This window comes from Nonomuraea aridisoli, assembly GCF_003236395.1.
Classification (GTDB): Bacteria; Actinomycetota; Actinomycetes; order Streptosporangiales; family Streptosporangiaceae; genus Nonomuraea; species Nonomuraea aridisoli.
Genome location: NZ_POUD01000128.1, coordinates 1 through 23,618, shown reverse-complemented (window position 1 = coordinate 23,618; position 23,618 = coordinate 1). Strand labels below are relative to the sequence as shown.

Below are 23,618 nucleotides of genomic sequence, written 5' to 3'. Positions count from 1 at the left end.
CCCCGCCCCCGACCTGTCGGCGCAGGTCCTCGCCGGAGCCGGGCTCGTCCGCTCGTACGGCACGCGGCACGTCGTACGGGAGGTCTCCTTCACCCTCCACCGCGGCGAGACCCTGGGCGTCGTCGGCGAGTCGGGATCGGGCAAGACGACGCTCGCCCGCCTCGCCCTCGGGCTGCTCGAACCCGACGCCGGACAGGTCACCCTGCATCGGCGGCCATGGAGCCGCCTGCGGGAACGCGAACGCCGCCCCCTGCGGCCGGGCATCCAGATCATCTCCCAGAACCCGCTCGACTCCTTCGACCCGCGCCACACCGTCGGCCGCCTGGTCGCCGAACCGCTGCGCCTGCCCAGGGCCGAACGCCGCGCCCGCGTCCTCGACCTGCTGGCCAGGGTCGGGCTGCCCCCGGAGACGGCCGCCCGGCACCCCAGGGAGCTGTCCGGCGGCCAGCGCCAGCGCGTCGCCATCGCCCGGGCCCTCGGCCCCCGTCCCGGCGTCCTGGTCTGCGACGAGCCGGTCTCCGCGCTCGACGTCTCCATCCAGGCCCAGGTGCTGGACCTGCTCGCCGACATCCAGGCCGAGGACGGCACCGCGATGATGTTCATCAGCCACGACCTCGGCGTCGTCCGCCACGTCGCCGACCGGGTCCTGGTCATGAAGGACGGCAGGGTCGTGGAGGAGGGCGACGCCGAGGAGGTGTTCACCCGGCCCCGCCACCCGTACACGCGGGCGCTGGCCGCGGCCGTGCCCGCACCCGTCAGCGCGGCCGCCTGGCCCGGCTGAGGCCGGGGAACGCACCCGTCAGCGCAGCCGCGTGGCGTGGCTGAGGCGGGGGACGCTCGCGATGAGCCGGCGCGTGTACGGGTGCGCGGGGGAGCCGAGCACGTCCGCCGTCGCCCCCTGCTCCACCACGCGCCCGCGCTCGATGACGGCCGTCTCGGCGCACAGCGCGGCCACCAGGCTGAGGTCGTGCGAGACCACCACCACCGTCAGGCCGTGGCCGTCCGCCAGACCGGCGAGCAGCTCCACCACACGCGCCCGCGTCGACACGTCGAGCGCGCTGACCGGCTCGTCGGCGAGCAGCACACGCGGCCGGCACACGATGGCCCGGGCGATCGCGATGCGCTGCCGCTGACCGCCGGAGAACTCGTGCGGGTACCGGCGGGCCGCGTCGGCGGGCAGCTCGACCGAGCGCAACGCCTCGGCCACCCGGCCGGCGGCCTCCTCGCGCCGGTCCGCCCGCGAGCCGGACAGCAGACCGAGCGAGCGCAGCGGCTCGGAGACGATCCGGCCGACCCGCTGGCGCGGATCGAGCGAGGAGTACGGGTCCTGGAAGACCGGCTGCACGGCCCGCCGGAACGCCCGGTCGCGCGGAGCGAGCTGGGCGCCGTCGAACAGCACCTCACCGGCCGTCGGCCTGGCCAGGCCCAGCAGCAGCCGCAGCAGCGTGGTCTTGCCCGCTCCCGACTCGCCGACCAGCGCCAGGTTGCGCCCCGCCGTCACGGCGACCGAGACGTCCCGCAGCACCGGGGGGCCGCCGCGGTAGGCGTAGCCCACCTCGCGCGCCGCCAGCACCTCCGTTCCCCCTGTCATGGCGCCAGCCGATCCAGCGCGCCCTCCAGCGCCCGCGCGCTGTCCACGAGCGCGCGGGTGTACGGGTGGCGGGGCTCGCGCACGATGTCACGCGTCCTTCCCGACTCCACGCCGGAGCCGTCCTTGAGCACGATCACCCGGTCGGCCACGTCCGCGACGACGGCCAGGTCGTGGCTGATGAACAGCAGCGCCATGTCCCGCTCGGCGACCAGCCGGTCCAGCAGCGAGAGGACCTCGGCCTGCACCGTGACGTCCAGCGCCGTGGTGGGCTCGTCGGCGATCAGCACCTCGGGCTCGCACGCCAGCGCCATGGCGATGGCCACCCGCTGCCGCTGCCCGCCGGAGATCTCGTGCGGGTAAGCCCGGGCGAGGCTCTCCGGCAGGCGTACCTCGTCCAGCGCGGCGGCGACGGCGGCGCGCAGCGGCGCGCCGCGCAGCCCGCGACGGCGGCCGAGCGGCCCGGCGATCTGTCGGCCGACGCGCATCAACGGGTCCAGCGCCGTCAGCGGCTCCTGGAAGACCACGCCGACCGTGCGTCCGCGCACCCGGTCGAGCTCCTTGTCGCGGGCGCCGACCACCTGTGTCCCGGCCAGCCGCACGCTGCCGTGCGCGGTCATGCCCGCGGGCAGCAGCCCCATGACGGCCAGCGCGGTCAGCGACTTGCCCGAGCCGGACTCGCCGATGAGGCCGAGCCGCTCGCCGGGGCCGAGGGTGAAGGACAGGTCGCGCACCAGGTCGCGGCCGTCGGCGCGGCGCACCGACAGGCCGGCGACGTCCAGCAGCGTCATCGGCTCCTCCTGCGCGTCGGGTCGGCCAGGTCGCGGAAGCCGTCGGCCAGCAGGTTCACGCCCACCACGAGGACGACGAGCAGCACGCCGGGCGCGACGGCGCCCAGGGGCGCGGTCAGCACGGTGGCCTGCGCCTCCTGCAGCAGCCGGCCCCACGAGGCGTTCGGCGGCGGCGGCCCGAGGCCGAGGTAGGACAGCGACGCCTCGGCCAGCACGGCCAGCCCCAGCTGGAGCGAGAGGTTGACGAGCAGCGTGGGCCAGATGTTCGGCAGCACGTGCTCGATCACGACGCGCGGCCACGACGTGCCCGAGGTGCGCGCGGCCGTGATGTAGTCCTGCGCGAGCACGCGTTTGACCAGCACCCGGGTCAGCCGGGCCACGATCGCCGACATGGCCAGCCCGATCGCCAGCACCGCCGACCCGAGCGACGCCTCGCGCGCGGCCACCACCAGCATGGCGAGCAGCAGCGTCGGGAACGCGATGAGGATGTCGAGCGCCGCCGACAGCGCGTCGTCCAGCCAGTCGCTCGCGAACCCGGCGAGCAGCCCGGCGGTCACCCCGAGCACCGCGCCGAGCAGCACGGAGCCGATGCCGACGGTCAGCGCGATGCGGGCGCCGACCATGAGCTGCGTCAGCAGGTCGCGGCCCAGCTTGTCGGTGCCCAGCAGGTGTCCGCCGCCCGGCGGCGCGAGCCGCCCGCCCGTGGTGTCGGACGGATCGTACGGCAGCCAGACCAGCGACACCGCGGCCATGGCGAGGATCAGCCCGGCCAGCACGCACCCGATCACGAACGCGGGCCGGCCCCTCACGGACGGCCTCCGCCCACGTGGGCCCGCAGCCGCGGGTCGATCAGCCGCTGGACGAGGTCGGCGGCGAAGCCGATCACCAGCACCGCGAACGTGCTCACCACCAGCACGCCCTGGATGACCGGATAGTCGTGCTCGGCGATGCCCTCGACCAGCATCGTGCCGAGCCCCGGCAGCGTGAACACGCTCTCCACCACCACCGCGCCGAGGAACGTCGTGGCCAGCTCGATGCCGAGGATCGACACGACGGGCACCGCCGCGTTGCGCAGCCCGTGCCGCCACATGGCGCCGGCGAACGACGAGCCGAGCGCCCGGGCCGTGCGCAGGTAGTCGCTGCCGAGCACGTCGAGGGTGGCCGAGCGCACGTAGCGGATCAGCGAGGCCGACATGACCAGCGCGATCGTGACGACTGGCAGCGCCAGCGAGGTCAGCGCCCTGCCCGGCTCGGCCCAGTCGTCACGCGGGAACCCGCCCGCCGGCAGCAGCCGCAGCCGCAACGCGAACACGGTCACCAGCAACATCCCGATCCAGAACGCGGGGACCGCGATGCCGAGCTGCGAGACGCCGTTCAGCACGAGCCCGTACCAGCGGTCGGAGCGCCAGGCCGCGACGAACCCGACCGGCAGCGCGATCACCACCGCCAGCGCGAACGCCAGCAGCGTCAGCGGCACGGTCACCACCAGCCGCGCGGCGATCTCCGGGCCGACGGGCAGCCTGCTGACGAACGACGTGCCGAGATCCAGCCGCGCCAGCCCGGCCAGCCACGAGCCGAACTGCTCCAGCAGCGGCAGGTCCGAGCCGATCTGCCGGCGCGCCGCCGCGATCTGCTCGGGCGTGGCGCCGACGGACAGCAGCGCGTTCGCCGGGTCGCCGGGCAGCAGCCGCAGCAGCACGAACAGCAGCGCCGCCGCCGCCAGCAGCGACCCGAGCAGGAAGGCGGTACGGCGCAGCAGATAGCGCGCCATCAGCCCTTCTTGATCCCGTAGGCGTAGAACTGCGAGTTCAGGCCGTTGACCGGGTAGCCCGACAGGTTCGAGGCCGCCACGACGATCTGCGGGTAGAGGTAGATCCAGTCGCTGGCGGCGTCCTCGGCGATCTGCCGGTTGGCCTTCTTCAGCAGCTCGGTCTGCTCCTCGGCGGTCTTGGCCTGCTCGGCCTGCTCGATCCAGTCGGTGACCTGCTCGTTGTCGTAACCCCAGTAGAAGTCGGGGTCGCCGTACCAGACCACGTCGCGGTCGTTGACGTGCTCCTGCAGCGTCGCCGCGAAGTCGTGGTTCTTGTACACCTTGGTGTACCACTCGTCGGCGGTGATGACGTTGATGTCGACCGTGATGCCCACCTTGGCCAGCTCGCTCTTGATGAACGTGGCGGCCGTCGGGTGCGGGTCGTAGTTGGGCGTGTCGAGTGTGAACCGGAAGCCGTCGGCGTACCCGGCCTGCGCGAGCTGCCGCTTGGCCAGCTCGACGTCGTACGGGTTGACCGAGGTCAGGTCCTCGTACCACGGGTCGGTGGGGGGCACCATCGAGCCGATCACGCTGCCGTGACCGGCCCAGACCGACTCCAGCAGCTTGGCGTCGTCGATGGCCGAGGAGACGGCCTTGCGCACCAGCGGCTCGTCGAACGGCGCCTTGCGGTCGTTGAAGGCGAGCAGCAGCTTGGTCGTCGAGTGGCCTTCGCTGATCTTGTAGTCGGGGTTGCCGGCGAACTGCGCCAGCGCGTCGGGGCTCTGCTGGCTGGTGACGATGTCCACGGCCCCGGTGATCAGGGCGTTGTTGAGCGCCGTGGCGTCGGTGAAGTAGTGGAACACCACGCCGCCGTTGGCGGGCGCCGTGCCCCAGTAGCCGGGGAAGGGCTTCAGGCTGAGGGTGGAGCCGCGCTTCCAGTTCTCCAGCGTGTACGGCCCCGTGCCGTCCTCGCCCGTCGTGAGGTCCTTGCCTTCGGCGTTGACGACCCACACGTAGCTGAGGTTGTAGACGAGGGAGATCGACCGGCTCGACAGCTTGACCACGACCGTGGCGTCGTCGGGCGCCTCGACGGAGTCGATCGCCGTGAGGCTGCTCTTGCGCGCCGACTGCGAGTCGTCGGAGATGACCCGTTCGATGCTGGTCTTCACGTCGGCGGCGGTCAGCGCCTTGCCGGAGTGGAACTTCACGCCCTGGCGGAGCTTGAAGGTGTAGGTCAGGCCGTCGTCGGAGACCTCGTACCCCTCGGCCAGCAGGTTCTCCACCTTGCCGTCGTCGGTCAGCTTGAACAGGCCCTCGTAGACGTTGCCGTTGAAGGCCTCCGTCACGCCTTGGCCGCCTCCGGCGGTGTTGTCGAGGTTCTGCGGCTCGTACAGCGAGCCGATCTCGATCGTCGCGCCGGCGTCGGGCGTCCTGGCCGGACCGCCGCCGGACTCGCCGCCTCCGGATCCGCACGCGGCGAGAACGAGGGCGAGGGCGGCCATCACCCCGGCGAACTTGCTGGTCACCATCACTCCATAAAAACTCAGTAGGTTTAGTGGACTATACCTCCCATTCCTCACAAACCACGCTTGTCGCACGACGGACGGTAGCAGGCGCAGATTCCAGACAATCCCTATTGACTTTAAGGGTAATCCCCGCGCAGCATGGCGGCATGGCCTCCACTGAGCTCGACCTCCCCGTGGCGTCCCGCGCGGCGCCCGTCCGATGGCGTCTCCCCGGCACCGGCCGGCGGCTGGTCAGCCCGCTGGCGCTGCTCGTGCTCTGGCAACTCGCCAGCTCCACGGGGCTGCTGCCGGAGCGCCTGCTCGCCGCCCCCTCCGTCGTCGCCGCCACCGCGCTCGACCTCGTGAGCTCCGGGACGCTGCCCGAGGCTCTGGCCGTCTCGCTGGGCCGCGTCGCCGCCGGGTTCTCCCTCGGCGCGCTCGCCGGAGTCGGGCTCGCGCTGGTCGCGGGGCTCAGCCGGCTGGGGGAGTACGCCGTGGACCCGCCCATGCAGATGCTGCGGGCCCTGCCGCTGTTCGGGCTGATCCCGCTGTTCATCCTGTGGTTCGGGATCGGCGAGACGCCCAAGGTCACGCTGCTGGCGCTCGGGGTGGCGTTCCCGCTCTACCTCAACACGTTCGCCGGGATCAGGGGAGTGGACGCCAAGCTGGCCGAGGTCGCCGAGGTGCTGCGGCTGAGCCGCGGCGAGCTCATCCGGCACGTCGTGCTGCCGGGCGCGCTGCCGCAGGTGCTCGTGGGCCTGCGGCAGAGCCTGGGCGTGGGCTGGCTGGTGCTCATCGTGGCCGAGCAGGTCAACGCCGACTCCGGCCTCGGCTACATGATCAACGACGCCCGGGAGTTCCTGCGCACCGATGTGATCGTGGTCGGCCTGCTCGTGTACTGCGCGCTCGGCCTCGTCACCGACGGGCTCGTCCGGCTGCTGGAGAGGAGGGCGCTGGCATGGCGACGCGGGCTGCTCGGCTGAGCGCGGAGCCGGCCGCCGGGCAGGCGGCCACCGTACGCGGCCTGACCCGGAGCTTCGGCGACCGGCGCGTGCTCGGCGGCGTCGACCTCGACATCGCGCCCGGCGAGTTCGTGGCGCTGCTCGGCCGCAGCGGCTCGGGCAAGTCCACGCTGCTGCGCGTGCTGGCCGGGCTCGACCGCGAGGCGCGCGGCGAGATCGGCGTGGCCACGACGGTGGCGGTGTCGTTCCAGGAGCCCCGGCTGGTGCCGTGGAAGCGGGTGCTCGCCAACGTCGCGCTCGGGCTCCGCGGCCCCGACCCCGTGGGGCGGGCGCGTGCCGCGCTGGCCGAGGTCGGGCTCACCGAGCACCTGAACGCCTGGCCGCTGACCTTGTCCGGCGGCGAGGCGCAGCGCGTCTCACTGGCGCGCGCCCTGGTGCGCGAGCCCGGCCTGCTCCTGCTGGACGAGCCGTTCGGCGCGCTGGACGCGCTCACCAAGATCTCCATGCACCGGCTCGTCGTCGACCTGTGGGCCCGCCACCGGCCCGGCGTCCTGCTCGTCACCCACGACGTGGACGAGGCCCTGCTGCTGGCCGACCGGGTGCTCGTGCTCGACGGGGGCCGCATCGCCCACGAGAGCGCCGTGCCCCTGGCCAGGCCCCGGCATCGCGACCACCACGACCTCGTCGCCCTGCGCGCCGGCCTGCTGCGGCGGCTCGGCGTCGACCCGGAGGAGACCGCGTGAGAAGGATCAGAGCCCTCGCGCTCGCCGTCGTGCTCGCCTGCGCGGCGGCCTGCGGCGGATCGGGAGGCGCGGCAGGGGCGGCCGACGGCGGCCGGGTGACGCTGCGCGTCGGCGACCAGAAGGGCACCGGCATGCAGGCCCTGCTCGAAGCCTCCGGCCAACTCGAAAACCTGCCGTACGAGATCGAGTGGTCGCAGTTCACCTCCGGGCCGCCGATGCTGGAGGCCGTCAACGCCGGCTCGCTCGACCTCGGCACCGTGGGGAACGCACCGCCGGTCTTCGCCGCCGCGGCCGGATCGAAGATCACCATCATCGGGGTGTCGGAGAAGGGGCTCGGCGGGCAGGCCGTCGTGGTGCCGTCCGGCTCGGCCATCACGACCGTCGCCGCGCTCAAGGGGAAGAAGATCGCGGTCGCCAAGGGCAGCTCGGCGAACTTCCACCTGCTCGCCGTACTGAAGAAGAACGGGCTGAGCTTCACCGACGTCAGCCCGCAGTACCTGCAGCCGTCCGACGCGCTGGCCGCGCTGTCCACGGGCCGCGTCGACGCGTGGGCGATCTGGGACCCGTACACCGCCCAGGCGCAGCACCAGATCGGCGCGCGCATCCTGGCGGACGCCACCGGGTACGCCAACGGATTCGAGTTCCAGATCGCCGCGACCGACGCCCTGGACGAACCCGCCAGGGCCAAGGCGCTGGGCGACTTCGTGGCCCGCGTCCGCCGCGCCCACACCTGGGCCAACGACCACCCCACGCAATGGGGCGAGGTCTACGCCCGGCTCACCGGGCTGCCCCAGGACGTCATCGCCATGGCGGTGCCGCGCAACCGCTACACCGACCTCGAGCTCGACGCCGACGTCATCGCCCGCGAACAGCAGGTCGCCGACGCCTTCGCCGAAGCCGGGCTGATCCCCGGCACCGTCCGGATCGCCGACATCACCGACCCCAGGTACAACGAGGGAGCACAGTGAAGTTCCACTGGTTTCTGCCCACGAACGGAGACAGCAGGCAGCTCGTCGGCGGCGGTCACGGCCTGACCCGTGACCACGGCCACCGGGGCGGCTTCCGCGAGCCCGACATCGAATACCTCGCGCAGGTCGCCCGCTCGGCCGAGCAGCTCGGCTTCGAGGCCGTGCTCACGCCCACCGGCACGTGGTGCGAGGACGCCTGGCTCGTCACCGCCGCGCTGACCCGCGAGACCGAACGGCTGAAGTTCCTGGTCGCCTTCCGGCCCGGCTTCCTGTCGCCCACGCTCGCCGCGCAGATGGCCGCCACGTACCAGCGCATGTCACGCGGCAGGCTGCTGCTGAACGTCGTCACCGGCGGCGAGGACGCCGAGCAGCGCCGCTTCGGCGACCACCTGTCGCACGACGAGCGCTACGCGCGCACCGACGAGTTCCTCGGCATCGTGCGCGGCGCGTGGAGCGGCACGCCGTACGACTTCAAGGGCGAGCACTACCACGTGGACGGCGCGACCGTCTCGATCCCGCCCGACCCGCTGCCGCGCGTCTACTTCGGCGGCTCGTCGCCCGCGGCGGGGCCGGTGGCGGCCCGGCACGTGGACGTCTACCTCACCTGGGGCGAGCCGCCCGCGCAGGTCGCCGAGAAGATCGCCTGGATGCGGGAGCTGGCCGCGGCCGAGGGCCGGGAGCTGCGCTTCGGGATCAGGCTGCACGTCATCTCCCGCGACACCGAGGCCGCCGCCTGGGCCGAGGCCGAGCGGCTGCTGTCGGCGATCGACCCCGCCGACATCGCCCGCGCCCGTACGGTGCTGGGCCGCAGCTCGTCGGTCGGGCAGCAGCGCATGCTGGCGCTGCACGCCGGTTTCGACGGCGGCGACGTGCGTTCGCTGGAGATCCACCCCGGGTTGTGGGCGGGCGTCGGGCTGGTGCGCGGCGGGGCCGGCACGGCCCTGGTCGGCAGCCATGCCCGGGTGGCGGAGCTGGTGGAGGAGTACGCCTCGCTGGGCGTCGAGGAGTTCGTCCTGTCGGGCTACCCGCACCTGGAGGAGGCGTACTGGTTCGGCGAGGGGGTCCTGCCCCGCTTCACCCGCTGAGGCTCGTCCGGCTCGTCTGCGAGCCGTCGAAGCGGCGCCGGGACGCCTCGATGTGGTCGAGGTGGCGGCGGGTTCCACGAGGTGCCTCCCTCACCGAAAAGTGCGTTCTTCCACGTCAGAGCTTACTCCCCTACGGTTTTCAAGTAACCAAAAGAGAGCACTCTCAGGGGGCCTGTGATGACGATCTCCGTGATCTCCGATCACCGTGGAGAGCCCGCACGCACCGGCCGGGCCGCCGTCAACGGGACGAGGCTGCACTACCGCACGGCCGATTCCGGGCCGGCGGTCGTGCTGCTGCACGGGGTGCCCAAGACCGGCTACCACTGGCGGTGCCTCGTGCCGAGGCTCACCGAGCGGCACACCGTCGTCGTGCCGGACCTGCGCGGCCTCGGCGACTCCGACCATCCCGCGCAGGGCTACGACTCCGCGACGATGAGCGACGACATCGCCGCGCTGATGGCCCACCTCGGCCACGACTCCTACAGCGTGATGGGCGAGGACTGGGGAGCGGTGATCGGCTACCAGCTGGCCGCCCGGCACCGTGACCGCGTCGACGCCCTGGTGTTCGCCGAGGCGTTGTTCCCCGGGTTCGGCTTCGAGGACCACACCGCCCTGACCGTTGAGAACGTCTCGGGCGGGCTGTTCCTGTGGCACCTCGGCTTCTACTTCCAGCCGGACGTGCCGGAGATGCTGATCGCCGGGCACGAGCGCGAGCTCATCACGTACATGATCAAGAACGAGCGCGTCCATCCGGACACCGCCACCCCGGACGCCCTCGAGGAGTACGTGCGCTGCTACTCCATGCCCGGCGGCATCCGGTCGATGCTGGCGATCTACCGCGCGATGCTCGTCGACGCCGAGCAGAACCGGCAGGCGGCGCGGACGAAGCTGGATATCCCGGTGCTGGCGCTCGGGGGCGAGGCGTTCATCGGCGAGCGGAACGAGACCCAGATGCGGCTGCTCGCCCACGACGTCACCGGCCACGTCTTCGCCGCCGGCCACGACCTCGCCGAGGAGGTGCCGGACGAGGTGGCCGAGGTCGTGCTGCCCTTCCTGAGCGGGCGGCGCCCCCCGCTCTGATCACGCCGCGGCGTCCCCGGCGGGCCGGCGGCGCAGCCACCCGAGGACCGGCGGGCCGCCCGCGAAGCACCACAGCGCCACCACCGGGTCGCAGACGGCGCAGCCGAAGGAGGAGTGCTCGGCGAAGGGCAGGATGGGACTGCCCTGGAGATGGTGCACGACGTCCCAGGCGGTGTGGAGCAGCCAGCCGACGCCGATCCACGTCCAGCTGTTCAGGCCCCGGTAGGCGACATAGGTCATGACGACCGGCAGGACGAACTCCGCGTACCCGAGCCCCCCTCCGCTGAGGTAGGCGGCGCCCGCGCCCGCGACGAGCACGGCGTTGACCTGCCGCCGGTGCGGCTCCGGGATCAGGGAGAGGAGGCAGACGCAGATCAGTCCGATGACGATCGGCATGACGATGGACATGGGGTGCGGCATCCGTTCTGAGGTGGTCGGTCCGCGCCGCGTTCCCGCGGCGCGGGCGCCACGCTAGTGCGGCCGTCCGCGGTCTCCCATGGGCTGGAACGACAATCTCCCACGGGTTCCCGCCATCTCCCGCGGCCGTCTCCGGCCGGGCGCCTACGGTGTCCTCATGCACACGGTGGCGGTCCTGGCTCTGGACCATGTGGTGGCGGCCGACCTGGCGACGCCGGTCGAGGTGTTCGGGCGAACCCGGCTGGCCGACGGGCGCCGGCCGTACCGCGTCCTGGTCTGCGCGGCGGCGCCGCAGGTGGCGAGCGACACCTTCACCCTCGTCGCGCCGCACGGCCTGGAGGCGCTGCGCGAGGCCGGCACGATCGTCGTGCCGGGCTGCTCCGAGGGCGCCGCCCCGCCCCCGCCCGAGGTGCTCGACGCCCTGCGCGCGGCCGCGGCCGCCGGCACCAGGATCGCCTCCATCTGCGTGGGAGCGTTCACGCTCGCCGCGGCCGGGCTGCTCGACGGGCTGAGCGCGACCACGCACTGGACGGCGGCCGGGCGGCTGGCCCGGATGTTCCCGCGGGTGGACGTGCGGCCGGACGTCCTCTACGTCGACAACGGCCGGATCCTGACCTCGGCGGGCGCCGCCGCCGGGCTCGACCTGTGCCTGCACCTGGTCCGGCGCGACTTCGGCTCCGCGGTCGCCGCCGACTCGGCCCGGCTGTCGGTGATGCCGCTGGAACGCGAGGGGGGCCAGGCGCAGTTCATCAGCCACGCCCGGCCGCCCGTCCCGCAGGGGTCGCGGCTGGAGCCGGTGCTGTCGTGGATCGAGGACAACCTCGACCAGGACGTCACGCTGGCCGAGCTGGCCAGGCGCGGCGGCATGAGCGAGCGCACCTTCAGCCGCCGCTTCCGCGAGCAGACCGGCACCACCCCGCTGCAGTGGCTGCTGCGCGCCCGCGTACGACGGGCGCAGCTCCTGCTGGAGACCACCGACCACGGCGTCGAACGCGTCGCCGCGCAGGCCGGCTTCGGCTCGGCCACCGCGTTCCGCGAACGCTTCAAACGCGTCGTCGGCGTCACCCCGCAGTCCTACCGCTCCTCCTTCCGCTCTCGTTGAGCGGCGGTCAGCGGCCGATCGGGTGCCAGACCGTCTTGGTCTCCACGAACGGCCTGATGCGCGACAGCCCAGGGTCCGGGTCGGCCCAGTCGTCCTGGCCGGGCCGCAGCACCCGCTTCAGGGTGGTCGCCGCCAGCGCCTCCAGCTCGGCCGCCAGGCCGCCCGCGCCGGTCAGGTCGAGCGCGTTGACGTCGGCGTGGCCGGCCAGCGGCGGGGCGAGCTCGGCCAGGCGGCCGGTCAGGATGTTGGCAACGCCCGCCGGCAGGTCGGAGGTGGCCAGCGCCTCGGCCAGCGTGACGGCCGGCAGCGGGGCGCGTTCGCTCGCCACCAGCACCGCCGTGTTGCCGGCGGTGATCACCGGGGCGAGCACGGAGACCAGCCCGAGCAGCGGCGAGCCGGGCGGCGCGAAGACGCCCACGACGCCGGTCGGGTCCGGCTCCGACAGGTTGAAGTACGGGCCGGACACCGGGTTGGCGCCGCCCAGCACCTGACCGAACTTGTCGGCCCACCCGGCGTAGTAGACCCAGCGGTCGACGGCCGCCGACACGATCGCCTGAGCCCGGCCCGCGCCCACCCCCTCGGCCGCGGCGACCTCCTCGGCGAACTGGGCCCGCCGGCCTTCCATCATCTCGGCGATCCGGTAGAGGATCTGCCCCCGGTTGTACGCCGTCCGCCCCGACCAGCCGGGGAACGCCTTGCGCGCGGCCACCACGGCGTCGCGCACGTCCTTGCGGGAGGCCAGCGCGGCGTTGGCGAGATGGACTCCTGCCGACGACGTCACGGGATACGACCTGCCTGATTCCGAGCGCGGGAACGCGCCCCCGACATAGAGCTTGTACGTCCTGCGCACGGGAATGCGCGATGGGATGCGCGATGGGATGTGCGATGGGATGTCAGCCAAGGTAAGCCTCCAGCCCGTGCCTGCCGCCCTCGCGGCCGTACCCGGACTCCTTGTAGCCGCCGAAGGGGCTGGCCGGATCGAACACGTTGAAGGTGTTGGACCACACCACGCCGGCGCGCAGCCGGCTCGCGGTCCAGAGCATCAGGGAGCCCTTCTCCGTCCACACCCCGGCCGACAGCCCGTACGGCGTGTTGTTCGCCTTGACGACGGCCTCCTCCGGGGTGCGGAAGGTGAGCACCGACAACACCGGCCCGAAGATCTCCTCGCGGGCGATCCGGTGCGCCTGCGTGACGCCGGTGAACACCGTCGGCGGGAACCAGTAGCCGCGCTCCGGGATCGGGCACGACGGCGACCAGCCCGTGGCCCCCTCCGCCTCGCCGGCGGCGGCGAGCTCGCGGATCCTGGCCAGCTGCGCGGCCGAGTTGATCGCGCCGATGTCGGTGTTCTTGTCCAGCGGGTCGCCGAGGCGCAGCCGCTCGATCCTGGCACGCAGCCGGGCCAGCAGTTCCTCGGCGATCGACTCCTGCACCAGCAGTCGCGAGCCCGCGCAGCACACGTGGCCCTGGTTGAAGAAGATCCCGGACACGATGCCCTCGACCGCCTGGTCGAGCGCCGCGTCCTCGTAGACGATGTTGGCGCCCTTGCCGCCCAGCTCCAGCGTGAGCCGCCTGCCCGTGCCCGCCACGGCGCGGGCGATCTGCTTGCCCACCTCGGTCGAGCCGGTGAAGGCGACCTTGTCGGCGTCCGGGTGCGCGACCACGGCCCGGCCGGTGTCGCCGGCGCCGGTGACGATGTTCACCACGCCGGGCGGCAGGTCCGCCTCCTGGCAGATCTCGGCGAACGCCAGCGCCGTCAGCGGCGTGGTCTCCGCGGGCTTGAGCACCACGGTGTTGCCGGTGGCGAGGGCGGGAGCGACCTTCCAGGCCAGCATCATCAGCGGGAAGTTCCACGGGATGACCTGCGCGGCCACGCCCAGCGGGCGGGTCGAGGCGAGCCCCGCGTGCGCCAGCTTGTCGGCCCAGCCGGCGTGGTAGAAGAAGTGGGCCGCGACCAGCGGCAGGTCGACGTCCCTGGTCTCCTTGATCGGTTTGCCGTTGTCCAGCGACTCCAGCACGGCGAGCTCGCGGGCGCGTTCCTGGATGATCCGCGCGATCCGGAACAGATACTTGCCGCGTTCGGCGCCCGGCAGGGGCGACCACACCCGCTCGAAGGCCCGCCGCGCCGCGGCGAACGCGCGCTCCACGTCGGCCTCGCCGGCGGCGGCCACCTCGGCCAGCGGCTCCTCGTCGGCCGGGTTGACCGTGACGATGCGCTCGCCGCTCTTGGCCTCGACGAACTCGCCGTCGATGAACAGGTCGTACGACGGCCGGATGGACACGATGGACCGTGACTCCGGCGCGGGGGCGTACTCGAAGATCTCCACGCCTCTCCCTAGTCGATGGTGTAGTAGTCGGGCCCGCCGTAGTGGCCGGTGCCGAGCTTGGTGCGCTGCATGAGCAGGTCGTTCAGCAGCGTCGAGGCGCCCAGCCGGAACCACGCCGGGTCCAGCCAGTCGTCCCCGGCGATCTCCTTGACGAGAACCAGGTAGCGGATCGCATCCTTGGCGGTGCGGATGCCGCCGGCCGGTTTCACCCCCGCCTGCCGTCCGGTGGCGGCCCGGTAGTCCCGGACGGCCTCCAGCATGACCAGGGTGACCGGCAGGGTCGCGGCGGGCGCGACCTTGCCGGTGGAGGTCTTGATGAAGTCGGCCCCGGCGTGCAGCGCCAGCCACGACGCCCGCCGTACGTTGTCGTAGGTGACCAGCTCGCCGGTCTCCAGGATCGCCTTCAGGTGGGCCTCGCCGCAGGCGGCCTTCACCGCGGTGATCTCGTCGAAGACCTTGCCGTAGTCGCCCGCCAGGAACGCCCCCCGGTCGATGACCATGTCGATCTCGGTCGCGCCGGCGGCCACCGCCGCCCGGGTGTCGGCCAGCTTGACCTCCAGCGGCGTGCGCCCGGCCGGGAACCCGGTGGCGACCGAGGCGAGGCCGACCCCGCTGCCCGCCAGCGCCTGCGCGGCCACCCCGATCATGTCGGGGTACACGCACAGCGCGGCGACCGGGGGAGCGGTGGGGTCGGCCGGGTCGGGCCGCCTGGCCTTGGCGGCCAGCGCGCGCACCTTGCCCGGGGTGTCCGCCCCCTCCAGGGTGGTCAGGTCGACCATCCGGACGGCCAGGTCGAGCGCCGCGCGCTTGGCCGTCGTCTTGATGGACCGGGTGGCCAGGTCGGCGGCCCGCCGGCGGACGCCGACCTCGTCGACGCCGGGCAGTCCGTGCAGGTAGGCCCGCAACGAGCCGGGGATGGTGTCAGGCACGAGCGCCACGCCTCTCGATGAGCATGTTGAGGACGAGGGCGACCAGCAGGATCAGGCCGGTCACCACCATCTGGAAGAAGGAGCCGAGGCCCAGCAGGTTGCACAGGTTCCGCAGCACCGACAGCAACAGCACCGCGACGAACGTGCCGAACACGCCGCCCCGGCCGCCGAACAGGTTGGTGCCGCCGAGCACCACCGCCGCGATCGCGTCCAGCTCCAGCCCGTTGAACGCGGTGGGCTGGCCCACCGTCAGGCGGGACGTCAGCAGCACCCCGGCCAGCGCCGCCAGCGCGCCGGACACCGCGAACACCGTGGTGATCAGGCCGCGCACCGGCAGGCCGGACAGCCGCGCCGCCTCCTTGTTGCTGCCGACCGCGTAGACGTACTCGCCGAACGTGGTGCCGCGCAGCACCACGGCGGCCAGCACGGTGATCGCCACGAAGATGATCCCGACGATCGGGACGTACCCGATGAACCCGCCGCCCAGCAGCTGGAACGCCTCCGAGCCGCTCGCCTCGGCCGGCTTGCCGTCGGTCAGCAGGTACGTGAGCCCGCGCACGGCGGTCAAACCCGCCAGCGTGGTCATGAACGACGGCAGCGACAGATAGGCCGACAGGCCGCCCATGAAGGCGCCGAACACCGCGCCGGCCGCGACGCTGACCAGGATCGCCGGCACGACCGGCACGCCCGCCGCCATGAGCAGCGCGATGGTCATGCCGCCGAACGCGGCCACGCTGCCCACCGACAGGTCGATGCCCGCCGTCAGCACCACCATGGTCATGCCGATGGCGACGATCCCGGTCAGCGACGACTGCTGCAGCAGGTTGGCGATGTTGCGGCCGGTCAGGAACTGCGGCGCCAGCAGCGACGCCACCACGCACAGGGCGAGGAAGACCAGCAGCAGGTTCGACTTGACGATCAGGTCCGCGCCGCGGCGCGACCGGGCGGCGCCGTCCTTGCCTGCGGTCGCGGTCACCGTGGATCCGATGGATGCGGTCATGGTGTGGCTCCTGTGATGACGGTGTGCGCGATGACGCTCTCCGGGCTGACCCGGGGGTCGAAGCACGCGACGTTGCGGCCCTCGTACAGGACCTGGATCCGGTCGGCGTTGGCGGTCAGCTCATTCAGCTCGCTGCTGGCGAGCAGGACGGCCACGCCCTGGTCGGCGAGGTGGCGCACCTGCCGGTACAGGTCCGCCTTGGCGCCGACGTCGAGGCCGCGCGTGGGCTCGTCCAGCAGCAGGACCCTGATCCCGCCGCGGGTGATCCACTTGGCCAGCACGACCTTCTGCTGGTTGCCGCCGGACAGCTGGCCCACGGGCTGGGCCGGCCCGGCGGCCTTGACGCCCAGGCTCGCGAGCGCGGGCTCGGTGATCCGCCGCCCGAGCCGGCCCGGCAGCAGCCACGGCGGCCGGCCGAGCGCGCTGATGGCGGCGTTGCGGCTCACGGACAGCCCGAGCATCAGCCCCTGCTCCTTGCGGCTCTCCGGCACCAGCGCCAGGCCCGCGCGCACGGCGGAGGCCGGGCCGGGGACCTTGAGCGGGCGGCCGTCCAGCCGGGCCGTCACCTGCGCCTTGAGGTCGCCGAACAGCGCGCGCAGCAGGGTGGTGCGTCCCGCGCCGCCGAGCCCCGCGAGCCCGACGACCTCGCCCGGCCGCACGTCGATCCCGCGTACGTCGATCAGCCCCGGCACGTGCACCCGCTCCACGCTGAGCAGCGGCTCGCCCTCGGGCGCGGGACGGCCGGTGGCGCCCACGAGCTCCCTGGCCTCGCCGATCATCGCCGCCACGATCTCGTCACGGCCGGTCGAGGCCAGGTCGTAGACCCCCGCCGTACGGCCGTCGCGCAGCACCGTGGCGCGGTCGCCGATCTCCATCACCTCCTCCATCCGGTGCGAGATGAAGATCACCGAACGGCCCTCGGCGGTGAGGGAGCGGATGACGTCGAAGACGGCGCGCAGCTCGCTCTCGCTGAGGGTGGCGGACGGCTCGTCCATGACGATGACCCGCGCGTCGGCGGTCAGCGCCTTGGCGATCGCGGTGAGCTGCTGGGCGGCGATCGGCAGGTCCCTGACGCGCGCGGTCACCGGGAAGGCCGCGCCGACCCGGTCCAGCGCCTCGCGGGCCAGCCGCGCCCGCCGCCCCCGCCGCACGAACGGGCCCAGCCGCGGCGCCCGGCCCAGCAGCAGGTTCTGCGCCACGGTGAGGTCGGGCAGCAGGTCCAGCTCCTGGTAGATCACCGCGATGCCGGCCGCCAGCCCCGCGTGCGGGGTGGCGGGCCTGAAGGGCCGGCCGTCCAGCAGGATCGTCCCCTCGTCCGGCTGGTACGAGCCCGCCAGGATCTTCATGAGGGTGCTCTTGCCGGCGCCGTTCTCGCCCAGCAGGCAGTGCACCTCGCCGGGCAGGACGCTCAGCTCCACGCCGTCCAGGGCGACGGTGCCGGGGAAACGTTTGACGATCCCGGTCATGCGCAGCCGTTCGGTCATGGCTCCTCCAGCAGGTGAGTGGCGTTCTGGTCGTCGACGATCAGCACGTCGCACAGGCCGCTCGTCACGACGGCCCGGCACACCGCCCGCTTCGCCTCGCCGCTGACCAGCGCGACGGAGGTGGTGGCCGAGCGCAGGACGTCGAGGGAGAGGCCGAGCGTGCGCCGGTCCAGCCCGGGGTCGGCGATCCGGCCGCGCGCGTCGATGAAGCGGCCCAGCACGTCGCCCACCGCGCCGACGCGCCGGAGCCTGGCCAGGTCGGCCGCGTCGATCTGGCCGGAGTCCACCAGCACCGAGTCGCTGCCCATGCCGCCGGGGCTGAACAGGAACAGGTCCGCCCGGGTGGCCAGCGCCAGCACGTCGGAGACGGACCGGTCGCTCTCCAGCGCCTTCCTGGTGCTCTCCTGCTCCAGGATCGCCGGCGCCGGCAGCAGCGTCGCGGTGCCGCCGCCGCGGTGGGCGATCAGGCTCGCCATGCTGTGGGCGCTGGTCGGCTGCCGCGACCTGCTCAGCGCGCCGTTGATCTGCACCACGTTGACGCCCGTGGCCCACCCGGGGGTGAGCCCGCCGGCCAGCCGGTCGAGCGTGCGCCCCCAGGAGACGCCGATCAGCCGGGGCACGGGCCGCAGCTCCATCAGGTGGTCGGCGCCCGCCGCGGCCACCCGGTCGCGCACCTGCTCGTCGTCGCCGTCGCCGCCGTTGGCGACCACGATGGCGTCCCGCAGGCCGAACCGCTCCTTGAGGGAACGCTCCAGGCCGTGCACCCGCGAACGCGGATGCAGCACCTCGATCCGGACGATGCCCACCTCGCGCGCCTCGGCCAGCATCCGCCCCACCTTCCAGCGGGTCAGGTGCAGCGCGTGCGCGATCTGCTCCTGCGTCTCGCCGCCCTCGTAGTAGCGGACGGCCACCTGGTAGAGCTGGTCCTCATCGGTCATGAGCCGGACCTCTCGCTCAGCCGGTGGGAGATCTCCGCCGTGGCGGCGCCCGCCGCGCGGTAGTCGGCGTAGCCGTCGCGGTACGCCCGCGCGTGCGCGGCGACCGGCTCCACCGTGCGAACGCGGGGCGCGTACTGCGCCGCCGCCTCCACCAGCGAGGCGTGCCGGCCGGAGGCGACCGAGGCCAGCACCGAGCAGGCGCGCAGCGTGAGGTTGTCGCCGGCGACCAGGTGGACCGGCCGGCCCAGCACGTCGGCGGTCGTCTGCAGCCACAGCTCGTTGTGCCGGATGCCGCCCGACAGGAAGACCTCGTCCACGGGGACGCCGCCCTCGGTGAAGGAGTCGAGGACCTGGCGGGTGCCGTACGCGACGCCCTCCACGGCCGCCCGGTAGACCTGCTCGGGAGAGCTGCCCAGGGTCAGCCCGAGCACCGCGCCCCGCAGGCGCGGATCGCGCAGCGGCGTGCGGTTGCCCATGAAGTAGTCCAGGACGATCAGGCCGTGGTCGACCGGCGGCAGCTTCGCCGCGGCCTCGATGAGCCCGCCGAGATCCGCCCGGGGCCGTCCGATGAGCCGTTCGCCCGCCCAGGCCAGCACGGAGCCCGCGCTCACCTGTCCGCCCTCCACGAGCCAGCGGCCCTCGTGCAGCGCGTCCGGGTACGGCCCCCACACGGTCGGCGGGAAGACCGGCTCGTCGATCTCCGTCACGAACGCGTTCGACGTGCCGCAGACGATCGACACCCGGCCCGGTGGCGCGCCGCCGACGGCCAGCAGCGACAGATGGGCGTCGATCCCGCCGGAGGCGACGACGGCCGGGCCGGTGACGCCGAGCTCCTCGCGGGCCTCGGCGCTGAGCGGGCCGACCGGGTCGCCGACCGGCACGATCTCGTCCGGCAGCTTGCCGCCCAGGTCGCCGATGCCGAGCGACTCGTACAGATCGTGCGGGAAGCCCGCCCCGCGCGGGTCGTAGTTGCTCTTGCAGACCGCGTTCATCCGCGAGCCGGCCCAGCGGCCGGTGAGCCGCCACACCATGTAGTCCACCGCCTCGGTGACGTGCGCGGCGGCCCGGTAGGTCTCGGGCTCGTGGCGGGCCAGCCACATGGCCTTGGGCACCAGCCACTCCACCGCGTCGCTGCCGCCGGAGTAGCGCAGGACCGGGTGCCCGGCCCGCGCGGTCAGCGCCGACTCCTCACCCGCCCGGCAGTCCATCCACAGCAGCGCCGGCCGCAGCGGGCGCCCGTGCCGGTCGAGCACGGCCACCGTCGAGGCCGTGGTCGCCACCGCAACCCCGGCGATGGGCGGGTGGCCCGCCTGGGCGAGCGCCTTGCGCACCGCGTGCACGCTCGCCCGCCACCAGTCGTCCGGGTCCTGCTCGGCCCAGCCCGGCCGGGGGAAACGCGTCGGGTACGCGTCGTCGCCCGCCCCCATCGGCGAACCCGTCACGCTGTAGACCGCCGCCCGCGCGCCTTCGGTTCCCAGGTCGAGGGCGAGGAAAGCAGTCATCGTCACTCCTCGTTCGGCAGGAAGAGGACCTTGGAGCTGAAGATCGACCGCTCGCCGAGGCTCACCATGGTCTCGGGCAGCGCGTCCAGGCCCAGCTCGTGCGTGATCATGAACTTCCACGCCAGGTCGCCCGAGGCCAGCGCCCCGGCCGCCACCCGCCACTCCTCCCCGGGGAACGGCGCCGAGAAGGAGTTCCACGCGCCGTGCAGGGTGACCTCGCGGCGCAGGAACGAGCCGAAGGTCGACTTGGGCAGCACCACGGGCTCGTGCGGGATGCCGATGAACACCGCCTCGCCGTGCCGGGCCACCAGGCTCACCGCCTGGTCGATCGTGGTGGGCACGCCCGCGGACTCGATCACCACGTCGTAGCCGTCGCCGGCCGGCTCGGCGGCCTCCTGCGCGCTCGTCGCGGTGTGCGTGGCGCCGGCCTCGGTCGCCATGGCGGCCTTCTGGTCGTTCAGCTCGATCACGAGCACCTCGGACGCCCCGGCCATCCTGGCCCACTGCACGGCGAACAGCCCGATGGGACCGGCTCCGACCACCGCCACGCGGCGGCCGCCGCGCATGTTCGTGCGCCACAGGGCGTGCAGCGCGATCGCCGCCGGGTCGAGCATGGCGGCGGCCCGCGGGTCGAGGCCGGCGGGCAGCACCATGAGGTTCTCCTCCGGCACGGTGACGTACTGCGCGTACGCCCCGTCCCTGCGGCTGCCGAAGTACCCGTAGTTCATGCACAGGCTGAAGTGGCCCTGGCTGCAGGGGGCGCACTCGTGGCACGGGATGAGCGGCGGCACGGTGACCAGGTCGCCCTCGCGTACCCGGCCGGCGGCGGCCACGCGGTCGCCGAGCCGGACGACGTGCCCCGAGAACTCGTGGCCGCAGATGATCGGGAAGTGGTAGGCCCCCGCGTGCAACATGCGCGGGATGTCCGAACCGCACACCCCGCAGGCCGCAACCCTGACGAGCGCCTCGCCGGGGCCGGGCTCGGGCACGGGCACCTGCTCGACCCTGATGTCGCCGGGGGCGTGCAGCACCGCGGCCTTCATGGTTTCCGGCATCCTTCTTCTCCTTGTGCCTCGTGACTTCCGGGCGCCCCGCGACTACTGGGCCGCCTGGGCGAACTCGCCGGAGCCGACGTACTCGGCGGCGTTGTCCGTGTCGACCAGCGCGGTGCCCGCGTCGATGGAGGGCTGGACCTTCTCGCCCTTCTGGACCTTGAGCACCGTCTCGACGGCCTTCGTGCCGAGCGAGATCGGGTCGTTGAGGGCGGTGGCCACGTACTGGCCGGCCGGGATCTGCTTGACGGCCTCCATGAGCCCGTCGACGCCGGCGACCAGGACCTTGTCCTTGCCGTTCTCCTTGAGGACCTGCAGCGCGCCGAGCGCCATGTCGTCGTTGTGCGCGTAGACGGCGGCCACGTCGGGGTGGACCTGGAGCAGGTCCTGCATCGCGGTGACCGCCTTGGAGCGCACGTAGTCCGAGTACGGGCCCTCGACGATCTTGATCTTGGGGTTGGCCGCCACGGCCTCGTGGAAGCCGGCGCTGCGGTCGCGCGCCACGGCGCCGCCGGCGTCGCCGCGGATCTCGATGACCTTGCCGCCGTCCGGGCCGAGCTGCTTGCTGAGCCGCTCGCCGACGAGCGCGCCCATCGCCTTGTTGTCGCGCCCGACGTGCGCGACCGCGCCCTCGGGCACCGGCCGGTCCACGGTCACGACCGGGACGCCGGCCGCCTTGGCCGCGGCGATGCCGGGCTGCACGCCCTGGGGGTCCACCGGGTTGATGAGCAGGACGTCGACCTGGCGGGTGATGAGGTCCTGGATGTCGTTGTTCTGCTTGGTGACGTCGCCGCCCGCGTCGGCGAAGTAGAGCTCGGCGCCGGCCTGCTTGGCGGCGGCCTCGGCTCCCTCGCGGAGCTGGACGTAGAAGGGGGATTGCTGGGTCGCCTGGCTGAATCCGACGGCGATGGGGCCGTCGTCCTGCTGTCCCGCGCCTTGGGTGGTCCCGCCGGGAGTGGTGGACACCGAGCAGGCGGACATGAGGCTGACCAGCAGGAATGGGATGGTGAGTGACCGGAATGCACGCATATGGGCCTCCGCATGTGACGTAGGTAACGCACCGTAAGTCGGGTTTTAACCTGGGCGCAACACTTGAGCCGAAATTTGCTCATATGAGCAGAATGCGGAGAGTGATCGTCCGGGGCTTGGGGTGGCCCCGTGAGTTTCCGCAGGTGAAGCCGGTTGTGCGGCCCTCGCGGGCGTTCGGGTGATCCCCCGGCCGCCTGGACCGCCGTGTCCGCCCAGGGGGCTCGATGGTGTAGGGGTCCGCGGCGGCGAGGAGAGCGACCGTCGTTGACACCGGCAGGGGTCCGGCTATCCTGAGGCCGCCGATCACATGGTGATCATGCGATACGGGCCCGCGGGGGAGGTGGCGCGTGCAGGAGGACCGGCGGCAGGACGATCGGCCCGGAGTGCGCCGGGTGCGCATGATCGACGTGGCCAACTCGCTCGGCCTGTCCCGGGCCACCGTCTCGCTGGTGATGCGCAACAGCCCGCTGGTCTCGGAGGCCACCAGGAGCGCCGTGCTGGCCGAGGCCGAGCGGCTGGGATACATCTACAACCAGGCCGCCGCCAACCTGCGGACCCAGCGCAACGACCTGGTCGGGCTGGTGATGCCCGACGTGATGAACCCGTTCGTCGCGGAGGTGTCGCTGGGTGTGCAGGAGGTGCTCGGCGAGGTCGGCTTCTTCGTCATGATCGCCAACACCGTCGACCGGGTCGGCCTGCAACGGCAGATCCTGGGCTCCCTGGTCGGGCACCGGGCGGCCGGCGTGGTCACCATCCCCGCCCTGACCTCGACGGCGGACGACTTCGCCGGACTGCGCCAGAGCGGCCTGCCGACGGTGCTGCTGCTGCGCCGCATCGACGGCGTCGACCTGCCGTTCGTCGGCACCGACGAGGCGGCCATCGGGCGGCTCGGCGCCGAGCACCTGACCGCCGTGCACGGCTGCCGCCGGGTGGCCTACTTCGGCGGCGACCCGCTGGCCTCGCCGCGGGTCGGCCGCATGGACAGCTTCCGGCGGGCGGTCACCGAGGCCGGCGCCGAATGGGACGCGGCCTGGTCGCAACCACTGGACGCCACCGCCGACGCCGCCTGCCGCCGCGCCGCCGAGCTGCTGCAGGCCGGGCCGCCGCCCGACGGGGTGCTGTGCCACAGCGACAACGTGGCCTACGGCCTGGCCAAGGCCCTGCGCCTCGGCACGCCCGAGGCCGCGCCCTGCGCGGTGCTCGGCATCGACGACCTGCACCAGTCGGCGATGTGGAACCCGCCGATCAGCAGCATCGCCACCGACCCCGTCGAACTGGGCCGCGTCTGCGGCCGGCTCCTCCTGTCCGAGATGGGCATGCCGACCGAGGGCAGCCACACCCCGCCGGCCCCCGAAATCCACCCCCGCGC

General features: G+C 73.0%; 23 protein-coding genes. 8 read left to right on the top strand and 15 right to left on the bottom strand.

Annotated features, from left to right (window positions below):
* Positions 1 to 781 (top strand): ABC transporter ATP-binding protein (locus tag C1J01_RS27035; protein WP_146615732.1); only part of this gene is annotated, 781 nt, incomplete at its 5' end.
* A gap of 18 nt (positions 782 to 799) precedes the next feature.
* Here C1J01_RS27035 and C1J01_RS27030 read toward each other — a convergent pair.
* The 5 genes from C1J01_RS27030 to C1J01_RS27010 are packed head-to-tail and all read right to left on the bottom strand — an operon-like array spanning position 800 to position 5,658.
* A complete protein-coding gene (locus C1J01_RS27030; protein WP_111181780.1) occupies positions 800 to 1,591 on the bottom strand; it encodes an ABC transporter ATP-binding protein in 792 nt (263 codons plus the stop codon).
* The gene (locus C1J01_RS27025) at positions 1,588 to 2,379 is read right to left on the bottom strand and encodes an ATP-binding cassette domain-containing protein (RefSeq protein ID WP_111181779.1); all 792 of its coding nucleotides are present in this window, start codon (positions 2,377 to 2,379) and stop codon (positions 1,588 to 1,590) included. The genes C1J01_RS27030 and C1J01_RS27025 overlap by 4 nt, the downstream gene beginning before the upstream one ends.
* On the bottom strand, positions 2,376 to 3,188 hold the full coding sequence (locus C1J01_RS27020; protein WP_220040115.1) for an ABC transporter permease: 813 nt from the start codon (positions 3,186 to 3,188) through the stop codon (positions 2,376 to 2,378). Before C1J01_RS27020 ends, C1J01_RS27025 begins: the two co-directional genes overlap by 4 nt.
* Positions 3,185 to 4,150 carry an ABC transporter permease gene (locus C1J01_RS27015; protein ID WP_111181778.1) on the bottom strand — a complete coding sequence of 322 codons (966 nt, stop codon included), beginning with the start codon at positions 4,148 to 4,150 and terminating at the stop codon, positions 3,185 to 3,187. The genes C1J01_RS27020 and C1J01_RS27015 overlap by 4 nt, the downstream gene beginning before the upstream one ends.
* Positions 4,150 to 5,658 carry an ABC transporter substrate-binding protein gene (locus C1J01_RS27010; protein WP_181448987.1) on the bottom strand — a complete coding sequence of 503 codons (1,509 nt, stop codon included), beginning with the start codon at positions 5,656 to 5,658 and terminating at the stop codon, positions 4,150 to 4,152. The genes C1J01_RS27015 and C1J01_RS27010 overlap by 1 nt, the downstream gene beginning before the upstream one ends.
* A gap of 143 nt (positions 5,659 to 5,801) precedes the next feature.
* Here C1J01_RS27010 and C1J01_RS27005 point away from each other — a divergent pair, with 143 nt between their 5' ends.
* The 5 genes from C1J01_RS27005 (at position 5,802) to C1J01_RS26985 (ending at position 10,472) form a co-directional block, all read left to right on the top strand.
* Positions 5,802 to 6,617 carry an ABC transporter permease gene (locus C1J01_RS27005; protein WP_111181777.1) on the top strand — a complete coding sequence of 272 codons (816 nt, stop codon included), beginning with the start codon at positions 5,802 to 5,804 and terminating at the stop codon, positions 6,615 to 6,617.
* Positions 6,593 to 7,339 carry an ABC transporter ATP-binding protein gene (locus tag C1J01_RS27000; protein WP_111181776.1) on the top strand — a complete coding sequence of 249 codons (747 nt, stop codon included), beginning with the start codon at positions 6,593 to 6,595 and terminating at the stop codon, positions 7,337 to 7,339. Before C1J01_RS27005 ends, C1J01_RS27000 begins: the two co-directional genes overlap by 25 nt.
* On the top strand, positions 7,336 to 8,307 hold the full coding sequence (locus C1J01_RS26995) for an ABC transporter substrate-binding protein (protein WP_111181775.1): 972 nt from the start codon (positions 7,336 to 7,338) through the stop codon (positions 8,305 to 8,307). Before C1J01_RS27000 ends, C1J01_RS26995 begins: the two co-directional genes overlap by 4 nt.
* Positions 8,304 to 9,392: an LLM class flavin-dependent oxidoreductase gene (locus C1J01_RS26990; RefSeq protein ID WP_111181774.1), complete on the top strand. Its 1,089-nt coding sequence runs from the start codon at positions 8,304 to 8,306 to the stop codon at positions 9,390 to 9,392. The genes C1J01_RS26995 and C1J01_RS26990 overlap by 4 nt, the downstream gene beginning before the upstream one ends.
* A 177-nt stretch (positions 9,393 to 9,569) precedes the next feature.
* The gene (locus C1J01_RS26985; RefSeq protein WP_220040114.1) at positions 9,570 to 10,472 is read left to right on the top strand and encodes an alpha/beta fold hydrolase; all 903 of its coding nucleotides are present in this window, start codon (positions 9,570 to 9,572) and stop codon (positions 10,470 to 10,472) included.
* Here C1J01_RS26985 and C1J01_RS26980 read toward each other — a convergent pair whose 3' ends face one another.
* Positions 10,473 to 10,880: a DUF6010 family protein gene (locus tag C1J01_RS26980; RefSeq protein WP_111181773.1), complete on the bottom strand. Its 408-nt coding sequence runs from the start codon at positions 10,878 to 10,880 to the stop codon at positions 10,473 to 10,475. It lies immediately after the preceding gene.
* 166 nt (positions 10,881 to 11,046) lie between these two features.
* Between C1J01_RS26980 and C1J01_RS26975 the strand changes: the two genes are divergently transcribed.
* The gene (locus C1J01_RS26975; RefSeq protein ID WP_111181772.1) at positions 11,047 to 11,991 is read left to right on the top strand and encodes a GlxA family transcriptional regulator; all 945 of its coding nucleotides are present in this window, start codon (positions 11,047 to 11,049) and stop codon (positions 11,989 to 11,991) included.
* A gap of 7 nt (positions 11,992 to 11,998) precedes the next feature.
* On the opposite strand, the gene C1J01_RS26970 is transcribed toward C1J01_RS26975, so the two are convergent.
* The 9 genes from C1J01_RS26970 to C1J01_RS26930 are packed head-to-tail and all read right to left on the bottom strand — an operon-like array spanning position 11,999 to position 22,249.
* Positions 11,999 to 12,892: an aldehyde dehydrogenase family protein gene (locus tag C1J01_RS26970; protein WP_235854701.1), complete on the bottom strand. Its 894-nt coding sequence runs from the start codon at positions 12,890 to 12,892 to the stop codon at positions 11,999 to 12,001.
* On the bottom strand, positions 12,885 to 14,309 hold the full coding sequence (locus tag C1J01_RS26965) for an aldehyde dehydrogenase family protein (RefSeq protein ID WP_220040116.1): 1,425 nt from the start codon (positions 14,307 to 14,309) through the stop codon (positions 12,885 to 12,887). The genes C1J01_RS26970 and C1J01_RS26965 overlap by 8 nt, the downstream gene beginning before the upstream one ends.
* 14 nt (positions 14,310 to 14,323) lie before the next feature.
* Positions 14,324 to 15,244: a deoxyribose-phosphate aldolase gene (gene deoC / locus C1J01_RS26960; protein ID WP_235854700.1), complete on the bottom strand. Its 921-nt coding sequence runs from the start codon at positions 15,242 to 15,244 to the stop codon at positions 14,324 to 14,326.
* Positions 15,237 to 16,244, bottom strand: a complete 1,008-nt coding sequence (locus C1J01_RS26955) for an ABC transporter permease (RefSeq protein ID WP_111181768.1) — start codon at positions 16,242 to 16,244, stop codon at positions 15,237 to 15,239. The genes deoC and C1J01_RS26955 overlap by 8 nt, the downstream gene beginning before the upstream one ends.
* Positions 16,241 to 17,728: a sugar ABC transporter ATP-binding protein gene (locus tag C1J01_RS26950; protein ID WP_111181767.1), complete on the bottom strand. Its 1,488-nt coding sequence runs from the start codon at positions 17,726 to 17,728 to the stop codon at positions 16,241 to 16,243. Before C1J01_RS26950 ends, C1J01_RS26955 begins: the two co-directional genes overlap by 4 nt.
* Complete coding sequence (locus C1J01_RS26945) at positions 17,725 to 18,666, bottom strand: sugar-binding transcriptional regulator (protein WP_111181766.1); 942 nt, start codon at positions 18,664 to 18,666, stop codon at positions 17,725 to 17,727. The genes C1J01_RS26950 and C1J01_RS26945 overlap by 4 nt, the downstream gene beginning before the upstream one ends.
* Entirely contained in the window at positions 18,663 to 20,168 is a 1,506-nt protein-coding gene (locus C1J01_RS26940) for an FGGY-family carbohydrate kinase (protein ID WP_111181765.1), read from the bottom strand. The genes C1J01_RS26945 and C1J01_RS26940 overlap by 4 nt, the downstream gene beginning before the upstream one ends.
* 2 nt (positions 20,169 to 20,170) lie before the next feature.
* Positions 20,171 to 21,223, bottom strand: a complete 1,053-nt coding sequence (locus tag C1J01_RS26935) for a galactitol-1-phosphate 5-dehydrogenase (protein ID WP_220040113.1) — start codon at positions 21,221 to 21,223, stop codon at positions 20,171 to 20,173.
* Between the two features lie 42 nt (positions 21,224 to 21,265).
* Entirely contained in the window at positions 21,266 to 22,249 is a 984-nt protein-coding gene (locus C1J01_RS26930; RefSeq protein WP_220040112.1) for a substrate-binding domain-containing protein, read from the bottom strand.
* Positions 22,250 to 22,596: 347 nt separating this feature from the next.
* Here C1J01_RS26930 and C1J01_RS26925 point away from each other — a divergent pair.
* On the top strand, positions 22,597 to 23,618 hold a 1,022-nt coding region (locus C1J01_RS26925), incomplete at its 3' end, for a LacI family DNA-binding transcriptional regulator (protein ID WP_111181763.1).

Bases quoted from the DNA above. Each gene is read 5' to 3' on its own strand.
- C1J01_RS27030 (WP_111181780.1), bottom strand. From the start codon at position 1,591: ATGACAGGGGGAACGGAGGTGCTGGCGGCGCGCGAGGTGGGCTACGCC.
- C1J01_RS26940 (WP_111181765.1), bottom strand. From the start codon at position 20,168: ATGACTGCTTTCCTCGCCCTCGACCTGGGAACCGAAGGCGCGCGGGCG.
- C1J01_RS26975 (WP_111181772.1), top strand. From the start codon at position 11,047: ATGCACACGGTGGCGGTCCTGGCTCTGGACCATGTGGTGGCGGCCGAC.
- C1J01_RS26955 (WP_111181768.1), bottom strand. From the start codon at position 16,244: ATGACCGCATCCATCGGATCCACGGTGACCGCGACCGCAGGCAAGGAC.
- C1J01_RS26980 (WP_111181773.1), bottom strand. From the start codon at position 10,880: ATGTCCATCGTCATGCCGATCGTCATCGGACTGATCTGCGTCTGCCTC.
- C1J01_RS27005 (WP_111181777.1), top strand. From the start codon at position 5,802: ATGGCCTCCACTGAGCTCGACCTCCCCGTGGCGTCCCGCGCGGCGCCC.
- C1J01_RS26985 (WP_220040114.1), top strand. From the start codon at position 9,570: ATGACGATCTCCGTGATCTCCGATCACCGTGGAGAGCCCGCACGCACC.
- C1J01_RS26950 (WP_111181767.1), bottom strand. From the start codon at position 17,728: ATGACCGAACGGCTGCGCATGACCGGGATCGTCAAACGTTTCCCCGGC.
- C1J01_RS26945 (WP_111181766.1), bottom strand. From the start codon at position 18,666: ATGACCGATGAGGACCAGCTCTACCAGGTGGCCGTCCGCTACTACGAG.
- C1J01_RS26935 (WP_220040113.1), bottom strand. From the start codon at position 21,223: ATGCCGGAAACCATGAAGGCCGCGGTGCTGCACGCCCCCGGCGACATC.
- C1J01_RS27000 (WP_111181776.1), top strand. From the start codon at position 6,593: ATGGCGACGCGGGCTGCTCGGCTGAGCGCGGAGCCGGCCGCCGGGCAG.
- C1J01_RS27010 (WP_181448987.1), bottom strand. From the start codon at position 5,658: ATGGTGACCAGCAAGTTCGCCGGGGTGATGGCCGCCCTCGCCCTCGTT.
- C1J01_RS27025 (WP_111181779.1), bottom strand. From the start codon at position 2,379: ATGACGCTGCTGGACGTCGCCGGCCTGTCGGTGCGCCGCGCCGACGGC.
- C1J01_RS27015 (WP_111181778.1), bottom strand. From the start codon at position 4,150: ATGGCGCGCTATCTGCTGCGCCGTACCGCCTTCCTGCTCGGGTCGCTG.
- C1J01_RS26930 (WP_220040112.1), bottom strand. From the start codon at position 22,249: ATGCGTGCATTCCGGTCACTCACCATCCCATTCCTGCTGGTCAGCCTC.